The organism is Pseudomonas sp. LPB4.O, from assembly GCF_038383825.1.
GTDB lineage: Bacteria > Pseudomonadota > Gammaproteobacteria > Pseudomonadales > Pseudomonadaceae > Aquipseudomonas > Aquipseudomonas putida.
This window is the reverse complement of the sequence record NZ_CP151298.1, coordinates 786811-804155: the sequence shown is the minus strand read 5'-3', so window position 1 is coordinate 804155 and position 17345 is coordinate 786811. Positions and strand designations below refer to the sequence as shown.

Genomic DNA, 17345 nt, shown 5'->3' with positions numbered 1-17345 from the left:
GAATGATGAAAACGCTAGAAACCTATTGACATTTTATTTTGAAATTAACACCATACAAATCAAGCACTTAAAAGAATGTCCATAGATGATTAGTAAACGGTGGGGATACAACGTCTGATGGGTGCCGTGGAACTCCACGGTACTTGAAAGACTTCAAAACCCCCGTAATCGCCAAGCGATACGGGGGTTTTGTGTTTAAGGGCCATGCATTTGCAGCACCGGCCGAGAAAAAGCCGGGGCCAGGATGTTGCTTGGTCAGCGATGGGCCGCAAAGCGGCCCCCGATGTCAGCATCTAAGCTGTGATGGAGCACCCTCCTCCCCCAGAGCCTGCGCCATGCCCGAACCACCTCGCGTCGACTGGCAACGCTGGCTGCCCGGCCTGGTCACCCTGCTCCACTATCAACGCGCCTGGCTAGCCAAGGACATCGCCGCCGGCCTGGTGCTGACAACCATGCTGGTCCCCGTGGGCATCGCCTACGCCGAAGCGTCCGGCGTACCCGGTATCTACGGCCTGTACGCCACCATCATCCCGTTGCTGGCCTACGCCCTGTTCGGCCCTAGCCGCATCCTTGTGCTGGGCCCGGACTCGGCACTGGCCGCGCCGATCCTGGCGGTGGTGGTGCAGTACGCTGCGAGCGACCCGCAGCGGGCAATCGCCATCGCCAGCATGATGGCGCTGGTCGCCGGGGCGTTCTGTGTGATTGCCGGACTGCTGCGCCTGGGCTTCATCACCGAGTTGCTGTCCAAGCCGATCCGCTATGGCTACATGAACGGCATCGCCCTGACGGTGTTGATCAGCCAACTGCCCAAACTGTTCGGCCTGTCCGTGGACAGCCAAGGCCCACTGCGGGATATCTGGAACCTGATCCAGGCCTTGCTCGCCGGCCAGGGTCATTGGCCAAGCTTCATGGTCGGTGGCGCCAGTTTGGCGCTGATCCTGCTGCTCAAGCCATTCAAGCGCCTGCCAGGCATCCTCATTGCCGTGGTACTGGCCACGCTGGCGGTGAGCCTGCTGGGGCTCGACCAGCAAGGCGTGAAAGTGCTCGGCAAGTTGCCGCAAGGGCTGCCCAGCTTTGCCTTGCCCTGGGTCAGCGATATCGACCTGGTGGAGGTGCTGCTTGGCGGCATCGCGGTGGCGCTGGTGTCGTTCGCCGATACCAGTGTGCTGTCACGTTCCTATGCCGCACGCCTGAAAATGCCGGTCAACCCGAACCAGGAAATGTTTGGCCTGGGCGTAGCCAATCTCGCCTCAGGGCTGTTTCAGGGCATCCCCATCAGCAGCAGCTCGTCGCGCACACCGGTGGCCGAAGCTGCCGGTTCGCAAACCCAGCTCACCGGCATTATCGGTGCGCTGGCGGTCACCCTGTTGCTGCTGGTGGCGCCCAACCTGATGCAGCACCTGCCCAACAGCGCCCTGGCGGCTGTGGTGATTGCCGCAGCAGTGGGGCTGTTCGAGTTCGCCGACCTCAAACGTATATTCCGCATGCAGCAGTGGGAGTTCTGGCTGTCGTTCACCTGCTTCGTCGGCGTGGCGGTGTTTGGCGCCATTCCCGGTATCTGCATTGCGGTGGCAATAGCGGTGATCGAGTTTCTGTGGGACGGCTGGCGGCCACACCATGCAGTGCTGGGCCGGGTGGATGGCACCCGGGGGTACCACGATGTGCAGCGTTATCCACAGGCACGACGCATTCCGGGGCTGGTGTTGCTGCGTTGGGACGCGCCGCTGTTCTTTGCCAATGCCGAGCAGTTCCAGAGCACAGTGATGGCGGCTGTAGACGAGTCGCCGACGCCGGTGCAGCGGCTGCTAATCGCCGCGGAACCGGTGACCAGTATCGACATCACCTCGGCAGATATGCTGGCCGAGCTGGACCGTGCACTGGAGGCACGAGGGGTGGAATTGCAGTTTGCCGAGATGAAAGACCCGGTGAAGGACAAGATGCGGCGGTTCGGGTTGTTTCAGCATATGGGGGAAAAGGCCTTTCACCCCACGGTGGGTGCCGCTGTGGATGCCTATCTGGAAGAAAGTGGGGTTGATTGGCAGCCCTAGGTTCCCTGTGCTGGCTGCTTCGCGAACTCACCCGCGAAGCAGCGCACGCCGAGCACGAAGCCGGTCAATCCAGATCAACATGGCACTGGCATACACCGAGACCGCCAGAAACAAGGCCATGCGCACCGCAAAGGCCTTGTACACATCCTGCCCACCCGCACTGTCCTGCACCGACTGCCCCAGCAAGATCAGCATGGTGGTCAGGCAACTGACCCAGTACGCCGGGCTCTGCCGGTTGGGCACCGCCTGATACAGCCGCCGCGCCTGCCACAGGACGAACAGCAGCACCCAGAGGAAGAACATCCACAGGTGCACGAACAGGCTCAACGCGCCCCACATCAGTATCGCCAGCAGGCCGGCAAGCAAGGTCGAACCAATCAGCTCTCGGCTGGCATGCCGTGCGCGGGTTTCCCCGGCCTGCTGCCCCAGGCTTACCGCCTTCATGATCAGCGGCATGTACTGGTCCGGGGCAATCAACGCCAGCAGAAACGCAGGCATCACGATCAGCGTGGCGCGCAATGCCACCCAGCTGACATGCTCGCTGCCCGGCAGCGGTGGTACCGGTCGCGCCGATGCACCAGCAGGTTCGGGAAACAGCATATGCGCCAGCGCCGTGCCCAGCACTGCCAGCAGCATGCCTTTGGCCAGCGCTTCGACCACCGACAGCGCCAAGGTGAAGTCGCTGGTGCCGGCGGCGGCGATCATGGTCAGGCCGACCACCAGCAAGTTGGCCAGCAGGCCGTTGCCGCCCTCAAGGGCGTAGCGCAAGGTGAGGAAAACACCTACGCCCACCAGCAACACCCCGCTCAGCGGTGCGTGGCGCAACAGCGGAATCAGCAACAGCCCGCTGCCACAGGCGAGCAGTACCAGCACCGCCAGGGCCGGCGCCGCTCGCAGGGGCAGTGGGTGGCTGCGCATGGCCAGCAACAGCACAGCGAACACCGGTGCCAGGATCGGCACCGGCAAGCCAATGCCAAAACTCACCGCCAGGCACAGCGCCACACCCCAGGCCAGGCGCAGGGCGCGCAGGCGGCGCAACTCAATAGGCATAGGACAACCAGCTCATCAACCACATGAACAGCCGGCCCAGCAGGTTCAGCGGGTTACCTTCGCTGGGCAGCGCCATGACCTCCGCCTGCCCGCCTACCCGCAGCCCGCGCTTGTCCGGCAGCTGATCACGCTCCAGCTCGACAATCATCGGAAAGCGCTGGGCCGAACGCAGCCACTCGCGGCTGTTCTGCACGGTGGGCAATGTGCCCGGCGGGGTGCTCTGGCCCACGCTCACGCCGTAGCCGATGCTGCGGATACGCCCCTTCAGCACGGTGCCGGGCAGCGCATCAAGCACTACCAGCACCGGGGTGTCGGGGCGCAGGCGGCCGAGGTTGTTCTCGGTCATGTCGGCACTTATCCACACGTCATGGATTGTGATCAGGGTCATCATCGGGCTGCCAGCCCCGACATAGTGGCCAACGTCGGTACGCAAATCGGTGATCAGGCCGTTGGCGTCGGCGCGCACCACGGTACGGGCAAGGTCCAGGCGAGCCTTTTCCACGTTAGCTGCGGCACTGCGCAACTGGGCGTTGTCATCTTGCGCCCCGCCCTGCTGCTCACGGGCGCGCTCCACTTCGGCACGGGCCGCTGCCACTTGGCTGATGGCCTGGTCGCGGGTGGCCTGGGCGCCTTCCAGGCGGCGCACCGATACCGTGCCTGGGTCCTCATCGATCAGGCGCTTGAGCCGCTCGGCATCCTGCCGCGCCTTGCGCTCGTTGGCCTGAGCGGCCACCAGCGCTGCTTGGGCCGAATCGATGCCGGCGGTACTGGCGCCGATCTGCCGGCGCACCGTATCGAGGTCTGCTTTGGCGCGGGCTAAGGCAATGCGGTACTGCTGCTGGTCGAGTTCGAACAGCACATCGCCCTGGCGCACGTCCTGGTTGTTGCCTACTGCCACCCGCTTGATCTGCCCTGCCACCTCGGCGGCCACCGGCACCACGTAGGCCTGCAGGCGCGCCTGCTGGGTGTAAGGCGTGAAGCGGTCGGCCAGCAGGTACCAGAGCAGGCTCACGGCGATCAGCAGCAGTACCCAGCGCATGCCGCGATCAGGGGCTGGCGGGGGCGTGGCGTCGCTCATTGGCTTTCACCTTCTGCATGTGCGGTGGGGGCTGGCGGGTCGAGCAGGTCGCCCCAGTCGGTACGTTGTTGCATCTGCTGACGCGTGGCTGGGTCGATTGGTGCGCGGCTGGTGTCCCAGCCACCGCCCAAGGCCTTGTACAAGGTCACCAGGCTGCTTACGGCATTACCGCGGCTGACCAGGTAGCCGTCCTGTTGTTGCAATAGCAGTTGCTGGGCGTCGAGCACGCGCTGGAAGTCGGCGAAGCCTTCGCGGTACTGCGAGCTGGCCAGGTTCAGCGAGCGTTGCGCAGCCTGGGAGGCCTGGTCGCGAATGGTTGCACTCTGCAGCGAGCGCACCAGCCCGCTGGCGGCATCGTCGGCCTCACGGGCGGCTTCGCGCACGCTCAGGTGGTACAACTCGATCAGTTGCTGCAAGCGGGCATCTTCTACGCGCACAGCGTTCTTGCGCCGGCCATAGTCGAACGGGTTCCAGATCAGGCTGGGCCCGGCGGCGATGTCGAAGGTATTGGGCAGGTGGCTGGCCGAGACAAAGCTCCAGCCGATGCTGCCCAGCAGGCTCAGCTGTGGATAAAGATCCGCCTCGGCCACGCCGACCAACGCCGACTGCGCCGCCACTGCCTGCTCGGCGGCGCGGATATCCGGGCGACGCTGCAGCAGGCTGGCAGGTACGTCCTGCAGCACGGCGCGGTCTGGCAACGGCAGCTGGCCATGGCCGCCATCCAGCTGCGGCAGCGGCCCGGGTGGGCGGCCCAGCAACGTGCACAACACATTACGCAGGGCGTTGAGCTGGTTCTCGAATTCGGGGATGGTGGCCAGGGTTGCCAGATATTGAGTACGCGCTTGCTGCCAGTCGAGTTCGTCATTTTCGCCATGGCGGAACAACCGTTCGGTGATCTCCAGGCTGCGCGCCTGGCGCTTGCCGTTCTCTTGCGCGATATCCAGCCGCGCCTCGGCAGTACGCAGGGCAAAGTAGGTGTCGGCCACTTGGGCACGCAGCAGCAGCATGGCGTCGGCATAGTTGGCCTCAGAGGCGAAGTACAGAGCATCGGCGCTTTCGATGGCGCGACTGAAGCGGCCCCAGAAGTCGATTTCCCAGCCAATGTCGAAGCCGACACTGGATTGCCAGAACACCGAGTCGCGCGCAGTGGCAGTGCCGGACTGGTTCTGCTTCAGGTACAGGCTCTGCGCACTCAGCTGCTGCAGCTGTGGATAACGCCCGGTCTGCACGATGGCCAACTGGGCGCGGGCTTCAGCGATGCGCAGGCCAGCCAGGCGCAGGTTGGTGTTGTTGGCGTCGGCCTCGGCAATCAGCGCGTCCAGCATCGGGTCGGCAAACACCGCCCACCACTGGCGCAGGTCGGGTGTTGCGGCGCTACGCCCTGCCTGTTCCAGCAATGGCGTGCTCCAGCCGTCCAGCCACGGCGCCTGGGGCTTTTCGAAATCCGGGCCGACCTGGGTGCAGCCGGCCAGCACCATCAGCAGGCCCAGGCCACAGCGGCGGTTGGGCATGGCTCAGGCAGCAGGTGGTGCCGGTTGCTCCGGCACCTGCAGCGCAACCCATTGCCAGAACAACACGTAAGTTACGCCAAGGATCACCGGGCCGATGAACAAGCCGATGATGCCTTTGACCACCATGCCGCCCAGTGCCCCGATCAGCACCACCGGCATGGGTACGTCCACACCGCGCCCCAGCAGCAGCGGCTTGAGCACGTTGTCGGCCAGCCCGGCGACAAAGGTGTAGATGGCGAAGATGATGGTCGCCACAGTGAAGCCTTCGACGTTGAACACGTAGATGATCACCGGCACCGTGACCAGGGTAGCGGGTGCCTGGGCAATCCCCAGCATGAGGATGACGATGGCCAGCATGCCGGCCCCGGGCACCCCTTTGACCACAAAACCGACGCCGATCAGCAGCATCTGGATGAAGGCGATGCCGATCACGCCCTGCGCCACCGCGCGAATGGTCGCGGTGCACAGCCTGGCCAGTGGCTTGCCCCGCTCTTCGCCCGATACCCGCATGGCGATGCGCTGCGCCGCGACCTGGCCGCGGTCACCAAAGGCCATGATCACCCCGGAGACAATGATCGCGCCGATAAACAGCAGGAAGGCCGCACCAGCGCTGGCTGCCGCCCCCAACAGGGTGCGCCCGGCGCCCTTGAGCTGGGGCATCCACTGGTTCAGCACACTGGCCATGTTTTCGGAAGCCGCCAACCACAGCGCGTATACCTTTGGCCCGATCAATGGCCAAGCCTGCACGGACTCGGCAGGTGCAGGCACGCTCCAGGCACCGCTCTTGAGCAATGCCACCAGGCTGTCCACCGATTCGCCGATCGACATTACCACCAGGTATATCGGCACCAGCAGCACGAGCAGTACCAGCAGCACGACCAGCGTTGCCGCATACCCTTGCCTGAACCCGGTACGGCGCTGGAGGCGGCAATGCAACGGGTACAAGGTAACCGCCAGGATCACCCCCCACAGCATCAGCTCAAGGAACGGCTGGAACACCTGGAAGGCGAATATCACCAAGGCGGCCACCAGGCCAGCCTTGATCAACACATCGAGCAAGCCACGCGACAGCGCGCTGTCCAGCTTGATACCCGGTTGCATGCTGCACCTCCGAACATTCCGTTCGCCGTGTGTTTCGATTCAGGGGTCCGTTTCCGGGGTTGCCTGCGCGGGGGGGACGTCGCGCAGCCGCCGCGCCAAGGCCATCATCACCAACGGCACCACGGCCATCGACAGGGTGATGGCCAGTACCAGCAAGTCATGCACCTGGGGCGATAACACCTGGTGGTCCCGCGCCAGCTTGAACACCACGAAGGCAAACTCGCCCCCGGAGGCCAGCACCACGCCCAGGCACAACGCCTGGGACGGGTTCAGGCCACCGGCCATGCGCCCCAGGCCATACAGCAACGGCAGCTTGATGCTCACCAGCAGTAGCGTCAGCCCCAACACCGCCAGCGGCATGCCGAACAGCAGGTGCAGGTCGGCACTCATCCCCACGCCCACGAAAAACAGCCCCAGCAGCAAGCCCTTGATCGGTTCGATCTGGGTTTCCAGCTCGTGGCGAAACGGCGACTCGGCCATCAGCACGCCGGCCAGAAATGCCCCTAGCGCCATCGACACGCCCACGTGTTCCATCAACCAGGCGGTGCCAAGCACCACCAGCAAGGCCGTGGCGGTGGACAGCTCGGGCAGGCCCGAACCCACCGTCCACTTGAACACCGGGGTCAACAGATAGCGACCAAAGATAATCAGCACACCAATGCCCACAGCCACAGCCAGCAGCGGCCAAGCCCCTTCGTCGGCGGTGCTGACATTGCCACCGAGCAGCGGCACCACGGCAATCAAGGGAATGGCGGCGATGTCCTGAAACAGCAGGATGGCCACAGCCAGGCGGCCGTGCGGTTTGCCCAGGTCCTTGCGCTCGGCCAGTACCTGCAAACCAAAGGCAGTGGAAGACAGCGCCAGGCCTACGCCCAGCACGATGGCGGCCGGCCTGGACTGGTCGAACAGCCAATAGGCCAGCAGCCCAAGCACCACGGCGGTCAGCCCCACTTGCAGGGTACCTACACCGAACAGCGCCCGGCGCATGGTCCACAACCGCCGGGGCGACAGCTCCAGACCAATGACGAACAACAGCATCACCACGCCCATCTCCGACAGACGCGCCACGTTGTCGGGGTTGTTCAGCAGGCCGAACACTGATGGGCCGATAAGCATGCCTGCCAGCAGATACCCTGGCACAGCGCCCATCCGCAAACGCTGCGCCAGTGGCACCAGAAGCACCACGGCCAGCAGGAACACCACCGTCGCCTGCAACAGGCTGCCGTCATGTGGCATGAGCTCTTACCCTCGCAGCTCCCCGCAGGGAGGGGTTCAGAAGCGTTCTTCGACGACCTTGAACGGGTAGGCCACAGCCTTGTACTTGCCGATCTTGCCCCGCTTGGGCAGCTTCACCACCTGGTCACGGGTGATGTCCTTGTACGGAATCCGGCTGAGCAGATGGCTGATGATGTTCAGGCGGGCGCGGCGTTTATCGTTGGAATGGGCCATGAACCACGGCGCCCAGGCGGTATCCGAGGCGGTGAACATGTCGTCACGCGCCTGGGTGTAGTCATCCCAGCGGGTATACGACTTGAGGTCCATGGGCGAAAGCTTCCACAGCTTGCGGCCATCGTTGATGCGATCCTGCAGGCGCAGGGTCTGCTCCTCGGCGCTTACCTCGAGCCAGTACTTGATGAGGATGATCCCCGACTCGACCATGACCTTTTCGAACACGGGCACACCGGTGAGGAACTTGTCGACGAGTTCGTCGGAGCAAAAGCCCATTACCCGCTCGACGCCCGCCCGGTTGTACCAACTGCGATCGAAGATCACCACCTCGCCCGCTGCGGGCAAATGCCCCAGGTAGCGCTGCAGGTACATCTGGGTTTTTTCCCGCTCGGTCGGTGCCGGCAGCGCCACCACGCGAAACACCCGCGGGCTGACGCGCTCGGTAATGGCCTTGATGGTGCCGCCCTTGCCGGCGCCATCGCGGCCTTCGAAGACGATGCATACCTTCAGCCCCTTGGCCACCACCCACTCCTGCAACTTCACCAGCTCCACATGCAGGTGCTTGAGCGCTTTCTCGTACGCCTTGCCGCCCAGTTTCTCTGGCTGTTCCTGGGTGGGTTTCTTCCTGGACGGCTTCGACATGACACTCTCCTGAAGGCGAATGAAGAGTCAGTATGGTCGATTCATGACGGTTTGCCGCTTCGCTTGCAGATTGGTGAGGGGCTGCCTTGCAGCCCCCACGAGGCGCTATTTGGCCAACTTGTTATAACTGGTCATCAGGTTGCGATAGTCCGGGATATGGTTGGAGAACAGCGTCCCCAACCCTTCGATGTCATTGCGCCAGTCGCGGTGCAGCTCGCAGGCCACGCCAAACCAGGTCATCAACTGCGCCCCGGCCGCCTCCATGCGCCGCCAGGCCGAATCACGGGTCAGTTCGTTGAAGGTGCCGGAGGCGTCGGTGACGACGAACACCTCAAAGCCTTCCTCCAGCGCCGACAAGGCCGGGAAGGCCACGCACACCTCGGTGACCACACCAGCGATCAGCAGCTGCTTCTTGCCAGTGGCTTTTACCGCTTTGACGAAATCTTCGTTGTCCCAGGCGTTGATGTTGCCGGGGCGTGCGATGTAGGGGGCGTCAGGGAACTGCTCTTTCAACTCCGGCACCAGCGGGCCGTTGGGGCCGGTCTCGAAGCTGGTGGTGAGGATGGTTGGCAGCTTGAAATACTTGGCCAGGTCGGACAGGGCCAGCACGTTGTTCTTGAAGCGGTCGGGGTCGATGTCCCTTACCAGCGAGAGCAGGCCGGTCTGGTGGTCGACCAGCAGCACGGCGACGTTGTTCTTGTCCAGACGCTTGTATTGGTAGGTCACGGTGAACTCCTTGCTTCAGCGGGTTGGGAGTATCAGCGTAGGCAAGGATCAAGGGTGGGGTAGACCGTCAGTCGGTTCGCTTGTTGCTGCCTGTACCGGCCTCATCGCCGGCAAGCCAGCTCCCACAAGGTACTGTGTCTTGCTTGGGCACCGCGCAAGCCCGCTCTCACAGAGTGCAGGCCGTATAGCATCTGCACCCTGACATCACTTCACAAATTCCTGAACTGATTATTTGCCTCCAGCGATTTGTTCCCTCGCCAACCATCACCAGAATCGCTTCACCATAATCACAAAAACCGTGAGGCCACTCCCGTGGACCAGACCCTTCAGGTGCGCCAAGCCGCCGCCGACCTCGTTGCCGCGTTCGCCAGCAACGACACCGCCCGCTATTTCGCCTGCTTCAGCGAAGACGCCACGTTCCTTTTCCACACCTTGCCGCAACCGCTGCTGTCGCGCCGTGCCTACGAAGACCTCTGGGCGCAGTGGCAGGCCGAAGGTTTTGCCGTGCTCGCCTGCGAGTCGGGCAATGCCCACGTGAGCCTGCAAGGTGACGTAGCGATCTTCATGCACGATGTGGCCACGCATATCCGCATCGCCGGCGAAGAACACCAGTTGAGCGAACGCGAGACCATCGTCTTCCGCCGCCAGGGTGACCAGTGGCTGGCCTGCCATGAGCACCTGTCGGTCGTCTCGCCGGCCTGATCACCTTTTTACGCGGCCCTGCCGCCCTGCCATCGCACCCACAAGAAGGCCCGCGCACGCGCAGGCCCACAACAACCGCGCTGGAGCATCACCATGAGCCACTCGACCGGTATCGAGACCAACGGCGTCGAACAGATCCCCGACGATCAACGCGACGCCTCCCCGCTGGACCTGTTCCGCCTGATTTTCGGCGGGGCCAATACCTTCGCCACCGCCGTGCTGGGCAGCTTCCCCGTGCTGTTCGGGCTGTCGTTCCAGGCGGGCGTGTGGGCCATTCTGCTCGGCGTTGGCGTGGGCGCGCTGATTCTTGCGCCAATGGGGTTGTTTGGTGCGCTTAACGGCACCAACAACGCCGTGTCGTCGGGCGCACACTTTGGCGTGCACGGGCGTATCGTCGGCTCGTTCCTGTCGCTGCTCACGGCGGTGGCGTTCTTCTCGCTGTCGGTGTGGAGCTCGGGCGATGCCCTGGTCGGCGGCGCCAAGCGCCTGGCCGGCCTGCCGGAAACCGACCTCACCCTGGGCCTGGCCTACGGCCTGTTCGCGGTGCTGGTACTGGTGGTGTGCATCTTCGGCTTCCGCTTCATGCTGTGGGTCAACAAGATTGCCGTGTGGGCTTCAAGCCTGCTGTTCCTGCTGGGCATCGTTGCCTTTGCCGGGCCGTTCGACGCCAGCTACGCAGGTAGCGTCAACCACGGCCAGGCGGGCTTCTGGGCGGCGTTCGTCGGCGCAGCGATCCTGGCCATGAGCAACCCGGTGTCGTTCGGCGCCTTCCTGGGCGACTGGTCGCGCTATATCCCGCGTGCAACACCCAAGACGCGCATCATGCTGGCGGTAATTGCCGCCCAGGGCGCAACGCTGATTCCGTTCCTGTTCGGCCTGTGCACCGCCACCTTGGTAGCGACCCAGGCACCGGACTACATTGCCGCCAACAACTATGTGGGTGGCCTGCTGGCGGTGGCGCCAAGCTGGTTCTTCCTGCCGGTTTGCCTGATTGCGGTGATCGGCGGCATGTCCACCGGCACCACTGCGCTGTATGGCACTGGCCTGGACATGTCCAGCGTGTTCCCGCGCCTGCTCAGCCGCGCCGGCGCCACGCTGCTGATCGGTGTGCTGGCGATCGGCTTCATCTTCGTCGGCCGTTTCACCTTCAACCTGGTGCAGAGCGTGTCGACCTTTGCGGTACTCATCATCACCTGCACCAGCCCGTGGATGGTGATCATGATCCTCGGCCTGATCACTCGCCGCGGCTTCTACCACGCCGATGACCTGCAGGTATTCACCCGCGGCCAGCGTGGCGGCCATTACTGGTTCCTGCATGGCTGGAACTGGCGCGGCATGGGGGCGTGGCTGCCCAGCGCGGCGGTCGGCCTGTGCTTCGTCAACCTGCCGGGGCAGTTCGTCGGCCCGCTGGGCGACCTGGCTGGCGGCATCGACCTGAGCCTGCCGGTCACCCTGGGGCTGGCTGGCGTGCTGTACCTGCTGCTGCTCAACCTGTTCCCTGAACCTGCTGGCGTGTATGGCCCCCGGGGCCCGCGTTGGGTGCGTTGCAAAAGCACCGCGCACACGCCTGTGACCACTGCCGAAATGGCCTGACTGGAAACCGACCATGACCAATTCCCACTACATCGCCGGCCGCTGGGTCGAAGGCCAAGGCAGCGACTGCATCAGCGTCAACGACCCTGCGCTGGGGCAACCGTTCGCCGAGTTCATGGCTGCCAGCGTGGCCCAGGTCGACCAGGCCGTAACCGCTGCCCGCAGCGCCCTGCCCGCCTGGAAAACCTCCAGCGCCAGCGAACGCGCGGCCTACCTGCGCGGCTTTGCCGAACAGCTCGGGCAACGCCGCGAAGCGTTAATCACCTTGCAAATGCGCAACAACGGCAAGCCGCGCCACGAAGCCGAGATCGACCTGGACGACGCCATCGCCACCTTCGGCTACTACGCCGAGCTGGCCGAGCAACTGCCTGCGAAGAATCGCGACGTGCCACTGGCCGCCCCAGGCTTCACCTCGCGCACTCGCCTTGAGCCGGTGGGTGTAGTCGGCCTGATCGTGCCATGGAACTTCCCGCTGGTGACCAGCGCCTGGAAGCTAGCTCCGGCGCTGGCTGCCGGCTGCACCGTGGTGCTCAAGCCATCGGAAGTCACCCCGCTGATCGAACAGGCCTACGGCCACATCGCCGACGCCCTGGGCCTGCCGGCCGGGGTGCTGAACATCGTCAACGGCAAGGCCGAGACCGGCGCCGCGCTGAGCAATCACAATGGCCTGGACAAACTGTCGTTCACCGGCAGCAACAGCGTCGGCAGCCAGGTAATGCGCAGCGCGTCGGCACAGTGCCGGCCGGTGACGCTGGAGCTGGGCGGCAAGTCGGCCATCGTGGTGTTTGACGATTGCGATGTCGATCAGGCGGTCGAGTGGATTGTTGCTGGTATCAGCTGGAACGCGGGGCAGATGTGTTCGGCCACCTCGCGGCTGCTGGTGCAGGACGGTATTGCCGATGCGCTGCTGCCACGCTTGCAGGCGGCACTGGAAAACCTGCGGGTTGGCAACCCGTTGACCGAAGAGGTCGACATGGGCCCGCTGACCAGCCAGGCCCAGTGGCTGAAGGTGGCCAGCTACTTTGCCACGGCGCGGGAAGAAGGCTTGCAGTGCCTGGCCGGTGGCAAGGCGTTGGACCGCGACGGCTGGTTCGTCAGCCCTACGCTGTATACCGATGTGCCGAAACACAGCCGCTTGTGGACCGAGGAAATCTTTGGCCCGGTGCTGTGCGCACGCCGGTTTGCCAGTGAAGAGCAGGCGATTGCCGAGGCCAACGACAGCCGCTTCGGGCTGGTGGCGACCGTGTGCTCTGCCGATTTGCAACGCGCCGAGCGTGTGGCCGATGCGCTGGAGGTTGGCCATGTGTGGATCAACTCGGTGCAGGCGGTGTTCGTCGAAACCTCGTGGGGCGGTACCAAGGGTAGCGGCATCGGCCGCGAGCTGGGGCCTTGGGGGTTGTCCGCCTACCAATCGGTCAAGCATGTGACCCGGTGTCTGGGCTGAATTATCAGGGGCCGCTTTGCGGCCCTTTCGCAGGCAAGCCAGCCTCCACCTCGACCGCATATACCTCAGGCTGTGTGCTCCCCTGTGGGAGCGGGCGTGCCCGCGAAGAGGCCGTCACAGGTGGAACAAAACTCCGCCCCGCGTGACTTTCCCCGCCCGCTGCAAAGTCCCACTTCCTGGTACCCCAACAATCACAACACCAGGCCGGACCACCCATGCACCCTCAACGCACCGCCTTGCACAACGAATTGCACGCCCGCCCGTCGCTGTACTTCGACGGCCCTGCGCATGTCTTCCACCTGGCCTTGCTCGGCGGTGATGCTGCCTGTGCAGCGCTGCTGCAACGCTGCTGCCCGGAGGCCCTGGACACCGCTGCCGCCCAAGGCATTACCCGCCTGGATGGCCACCCGTTCAAGTGGGAACGGCACACCGAGTTCTTCACCCTGACACTGGTGGTGCCGTGCGCTGCCACCGACACCGAATGGCGGCCCCTGCCTCCCGTGCTGGCCGAAGCCATCGCCCCGCAGGCGGCGCAGGTGATCAACGCCGTGCAGGTGCTGGTGCGTGACGAACAGGGGCTTGAGCTGCCTCGCTACGGTTTCAAAGACCCGTGCGGCTCGTGCGTTGGCGGGAGCGATGCGGTGGTGTGGAGCGATTTCCGCCTGACCGAAGATGGCACCAACCGTTTCCTGTTCATCAACCGCCGCCTCAATGCCTACCGCCAGGGCCGCATGATCCGCCGTCTGCTGGAAATCGAGACGTACCGCATGATGGCCTCGCTGACCCTGGCCACGGCCAAGGCCCTGAGCCAAGAACTGGACACTTTCGACAAGACTTTGGTCAGCCTCTCGGAGCGCAGTGCCGGGGGGGGCGGCCATGACTCCAAAGGGCTGCTGGACGCCATTGCCCACTTGTCACGCCAGGTGGTCAGCCACACGGTAAAAACCCGCCACCGCTTCGGCGCCACCCAGGCCTATGCGCAACTGGTGTTCGAACGCCTGGGCGAGCTGCGGGAAAGCCATGTGGGCGACTGCCAGCGCCTGGGGGTGTTCATCGAGCGTCGGTTCAAGCCGACTGTGCGCTACTGCGCGGCGACCGAGCAGCGGCTGGAGCAACTGGCGAAGAACGTGGCAAACCTGGGCGACCTGTTGCAGGCGCGGGTGCAGGTAGAAATGGAAGAACAGAACGCCGAGATCCTGCGCAGCCTCAATGCCCGGGCCGATGCCCAGGTGAAGATCCAGCGGGCGGTGGAGGGGCTGTCGATCATTGCCATCACCTACTACCTGCTGAATTTGTTCAAGCTGCTGTATGGCGGGCTGAATGTGCTGGGGTTGGGGCTGACGGCGCGGGATGGGTTGCTGGCCATGGCGCCGCCGGTGCTGCTGGTATTGTTGGTGATTCTGCTGAGGATCAAGCAGGCCAAGCAGCATTGAATTCGGGGGCGCTATGCGCCCCTTTCGCGGCACGAGGCCGCTCCTGCAAGGGATCGCGTGCCCTGATAGCGTTCGCATTCCCTGTAGGAGCGGCCTTGTGCCGCGAAAGGGCTGCGCAGCAGCCCCGCGCTTTACACCGACTCGTCAGCGGGGCGCGTACCCTCTTGCACCAGCACCATGCTCTGCGGCGAAGACAGCGGAATGCCTTCATCACGCAGGCGACCAAGAATGGTGAACAGCAGGTCGCTACGGGTGCCTGACACCTGCCGCGGCCCCGCCACGTAACCACTGACGCCAATCACCATGCCACTGGCCGTCAGGTCCTTGAACGACACCGAAGTGGCGGGCGCATCCAGAATCGCCTCATGCTCGTGGTACGCCGTCAGCAGCAACTCGCGTACCCGGTTGGCATCGGTCTCCAGTGGCAGGGTCAGGGTAATGCCGACCACGCCCAGCGCATTGCCCATGGTCACGTTGCGCACGTTCTGCGAAATGAACTGCGAATTGGGCACGATCACCGTCGAGCGGTCGGACATCTGGATTTCGGTGGCACGCACATTGATGCGGCGGATATCACCCTCGACGCCCGCCAGGCTGACCCAGTCGCCCACCTTGACGGGGCGCTCGGTGAGCAGGATCAGGCCGGAGATGAAGTTCTGCACGATCTGCTGCAGACCAAAACCGATACCTACCGACAGGGCACTGACTACCCAGGTGAGGCTGGTGAGGTTGATGCGCAGGGTCGACATGACCAGCATGGCCAGGAACAGGAAGCCCAGGTAACCGACCAGGGTCACCAGCGAGGCGCGCATGCCGGCGTCCATATCGGTTTCCGGCAGCAGGCGTTCACTCAGCCAGCGCTTGACTACGCGAATGGCGAACAGGCCACCGAAGAAAATCGCCAAGGCCAGCAGGATGTCCTGCGGCACGATGTTGAGATTGCCAAGCAGCTTGCCGCCGGTGCCGTCCCAGTCGCCCAGGCTCATCAGCAGCTCGCTGGGGCTGGTGCCCGACGGCATCAGCGCCAGCAATAGTGCCAGGAACAGCACGATGGTACGGCCGATGCCGGCCAGGATGGTGCTGGCCTGCGCCTGGTGGCGAGGCGCCAGGCCCAAGGTGGAGGCCAGCGCCAAACCACCTGGCTGACGTGGCGACAGCAAGGTTTCGCACAGGTCACCGAAGAAGGTGGTCAGCAAGTACGCACAGGTGACCACCAGGCTGACCCACAGCAATTTGGCGGTGAGGAAATAGGCGAGCGTCAGGTAGCCGGTAAGCAGTGCCAGCAAGATCAGTGTCAGCCAGACGACCATCACGAACGGGATCAGCCCGACCAGACCGGTGGGGCGCTCCAGGTCATGCTTGCGCAGGGTTCGGCGATAACGCAGCAGCGCGCCGGCAAAGATCAACGCCACGACCAGCGCGGTGAGGCCATTGACCGCCACGGTCAACGCCAGGCTGGCGCCGATGACGCTGTTGATGCGCTCCATGGTCATCATCACCATCAGCGCCAAGGCCAGTACCTTGGGGAACCAACCGAGCGCACTGGCCACTTCGTCATGCATCGGCGGCAGGCGCCAGGACGGGCGCTGCAGCATCAGCATGGCGCGGCCCAGGCCGGTGATGAAGGCGCTGAACACCACCAGGGTGAGAATGTGGTTGACCAGGCTGGCGATATCCGAGCCCAGCTCGGCGCTGCTCTCCAGCCCCCAGCGCAGCAGCGATACAGAGCCGGCAATGGTACCCAGGGTTGCCAGGCTGACGCCCAGCGCCAGGGCGCTGCGGCGCAAGCGGCCCTCGGGCAACCAGCCGACCATGGCACTGGCCAGCAGGCGCTCGAGCACGCGCCGCACCAAGGTCCAGACCAGAATCGCCGCCACCAGGCTGGTAATGAACAGCCAGCGGTTTTCGGCGCTGAAGGCACTGCCGATGGCGTCGGCCGCCTCGCCGCGCAGGTCACGCAGACGCGCCACGTCGTCCTGGGTGGGGCGGATGATGCTCTGCCAGAACGCCGGGGTCAGTGGCGAGGCCGCACGGCTGGTAATTTGCGAGTTGAACTGGCTACGGCGCAGGTTGACGATTTGCGTGGAAAGGTCGCGGGCCGACTGATTCAGCTTGGTGGCCTGGTCCTGCTGCGCTACCAGCGCTTTTTTCTCGGCCTCCAGCGCTTTGCGCTGCTGGGTCAGGGTGGCGGCCTCGTCCGGCTGCACCGGGCCGATGACCTTGAGCTTGTCCTCGAGCTTTTCCAGGTCGGCGGTGCGCTGTGCACTCAATGCATCAGCCTGGCGCTGAACCTGCATCGCCGCCAGGCGCAACTGCGACAGCAAGTCGTCGTTGGCCTCACTGGTGACGCCCTGGCGGATCAGGTCCAGCCGGTCGCTCAGCTGTTCGATGCTGGCGTTTTCATCCAGCGCTGGCGCTTCGGCAGCCGCCAGATTAGACAATGGCGTGGCCGGGGCCGACCAGGCCGGGCTGGCAATAACCAGCATCAGGGCCAGCAGGGCCATCAGGCCTGGGCAATAACGGGCAAGGCTGACACGCCTCATCGAAGTTTCCTCTTCACAACTCGAT

At 64.3% G+C, this 17345-nt stretch carries 13 protein-coding genes; 5 read left to right on the top strand and 8 right to left on the bottom strand.

All coding sequences use genetic code 11. The annotated features are described in order from the left end of the window. The first annotated feature begins 335 nt into the window (after positions 1-335). On the top strand, positions 336-2048 hold the full coding sequence (sulP, locus tag MRBLPB4O_RS03635; RefSeq protein ID WP_341797548.1) for a sulfate permease: 1713 nt from the start codon (positions 336-338) through the stop codon (positions 2046-2048). 27 nt (positions 2049-2075) lie between these two features. On the opposite strand, the gene MRBLPB4O_RS03630 is transcribed toward sulP, so the two are convergent. The 7 genes from MRBLPB4O_RS03630 to ycaC all read right to left on the bottom strand — a co-directional run bounded on the left by MRBLPB4O_RS03630 (position 2076) and on the right by ycaC (position 9605). Continuing rightward, positions 2076-3098 carry a DUF2955 domain-containing protein gene (locus MRBLPB4O_RS03630; protein ID WP_341797547.1) on the bottom strand — a complete coding sequence of 341 codons (1023 nt, stop codon included), beginning with the start codon at positions 3096-3098 and terminating at the stop codon, positions 2076-2078. Next, positions 3088-4176, bottom strand: a complete 1089-nt coding sequence (locus MRBLPB4O_RS03625; protein WP_341797546.1) for an HlyD family secretion protein — start codon at positions 4174-4176, stop codon at positions 3088-3090. Before MRBLPB4O_RS03625 ends, MRBLPB4O_RS03630 begins: the two co-directional genes overlap by 11 nt. Beyond that, positions 4173-5687: an efflux transporter outer membrane subunit gene (locus MRBLPB4O_RS03620; RefSeq protein ID WP_341797545.1), complete on the bottom strand. Its 1515-nt coding sequence runs from the start codon at positions 5685-5687 to the stop codon at positions 4173-4175. Before MRBLPB4O_RS03620 ends, MRBLPB4O_RS03625 begins: the two co-directional genes overlap by 4 nt. 3 nt (positions 5688-5690) lie before the next feature. After that, positions 5691-6788: an AI-2E family transporter gene (locus MRBLPB4O_RS03615; protein WP_341797544.1), complete on the bottom strand. Its 1098-nt coding sequence runs from the start codon at positions 6786-6788 to the stop codon at positions 5691-5693. A 39-nt stretch (positions 6789-6827) separates the two neighbouring features. Then, a complete protein-coding gene (locus MRBLPB4O_RS03610; RefSeq protein WP_341797543.1) occupies positions 6828-8024 on the bottom strand; it encodes a monovalent cation:proton antiporter-2 (CPA2) family protein in 1197 nt (398 codons plus the stop codon). A gap of 36 nt (positions 8025-8060) precedes the next feature. Beyond that, positions 8061-8879, bottom strand: a complete 819-nt coding sequence (gene ppk2 / locus MRBLPB4O_RS03605) for a polyphosphate kinase 2 (protein WP_341797542.1) — start codon at positions 8877-8879, stop codon at positions 8061-8063. Positions 8880-8984: 105 nt separating this feature from the next. Next, a complete protein-coding gene (gene ycaC / locus MRBLPB4O_RS03600) occupies positions 8985-9605 on the bottom strand; it encodes an isochorismate family cysteine hydrolase YcaC (RefSeq protein ID WP_341797541.1) in 621 nt (206 codons plus the stop codon). Between the two features lie 312 nt (positions 9606-9917). Here ycaC and MRBLPB4O_RS03595 point away from each other — a divergent pair, with 312 nt between their 5' ends. The 4 genes from MRBLPB4O_RS03595 to MRBLPB4O_RS03580 all read left to right on the top strand — a co-directional run bounded on the left by MRBLPB4O_RS03595 (position 9918) and on the right by MRBLPB4O_RS03580 (position 14777). Next, positions 9918-10307 (top strand): nuclear transport factor 2 family protein, encoded by a 390-nt coding sequence (locus MRBLPB4O_RS03595; RefSeq protein WP_341797540.1) that lies wholly within the window; start codon positions 9918-9920, stop codon positions 10305-10307. A 93-nt stretch (positions 10308-10400) separates the two neighbouring features. Further along, positions 10401-11900, top strand: coding sequence for a cytosine permease (locus tag MRBLPB4O_RS03590; RefSeq protein ID WP_341797539.1), 1500 nt, complete (start codon positions 10401-10403; stop codon positions 11898-11900). A 13-nt stretch (positions 11901-11913) separates the two neighbouring features. After that, entirely contained in the window at positions 11914-13344 is a 1431-nt protein-coding gene (locus tag MRBLPB4O_RS03585) for an aldehyde dehydrogenase family protein (protein WP_341797538.1), read from the top strand. A gap of 215 nt (positions 13345-13559) precedes the next feature. Next, positions 13560-14777 carry a DUF3422 domain-containing protein gene (locus MRBLPB4O_RS03580; protein WP_341797537.1) on the top strand — a complete coding sequence of 406 codons (1218 nt, stop codon included), beginning with the start codon at positions 13560-13562 and terminating at the stop codon, positions 14775-14777. 131 nt (positions 14778-14908) lie between these two features. Here the strand turns inward: MRBLPB4O_RS03580 and MRBLPB4O_RS03575 are convergent, their stop codons facing one another. Continuing rightward, positions 14909-17320 carry a DUF3772 domain-containing protein gene (locus MRBLPB4O_RS03575; protein ID WP_341797536.1) on the bottom strand — a complete coding sequence of 804 codons (2412 nt, stop codon included), beginning with the start codon at positions 17318-17320 and terminating at the stop codon, positions 14909-14911. Positions 17321-17345: the final 25 nt, after the last annotated feature.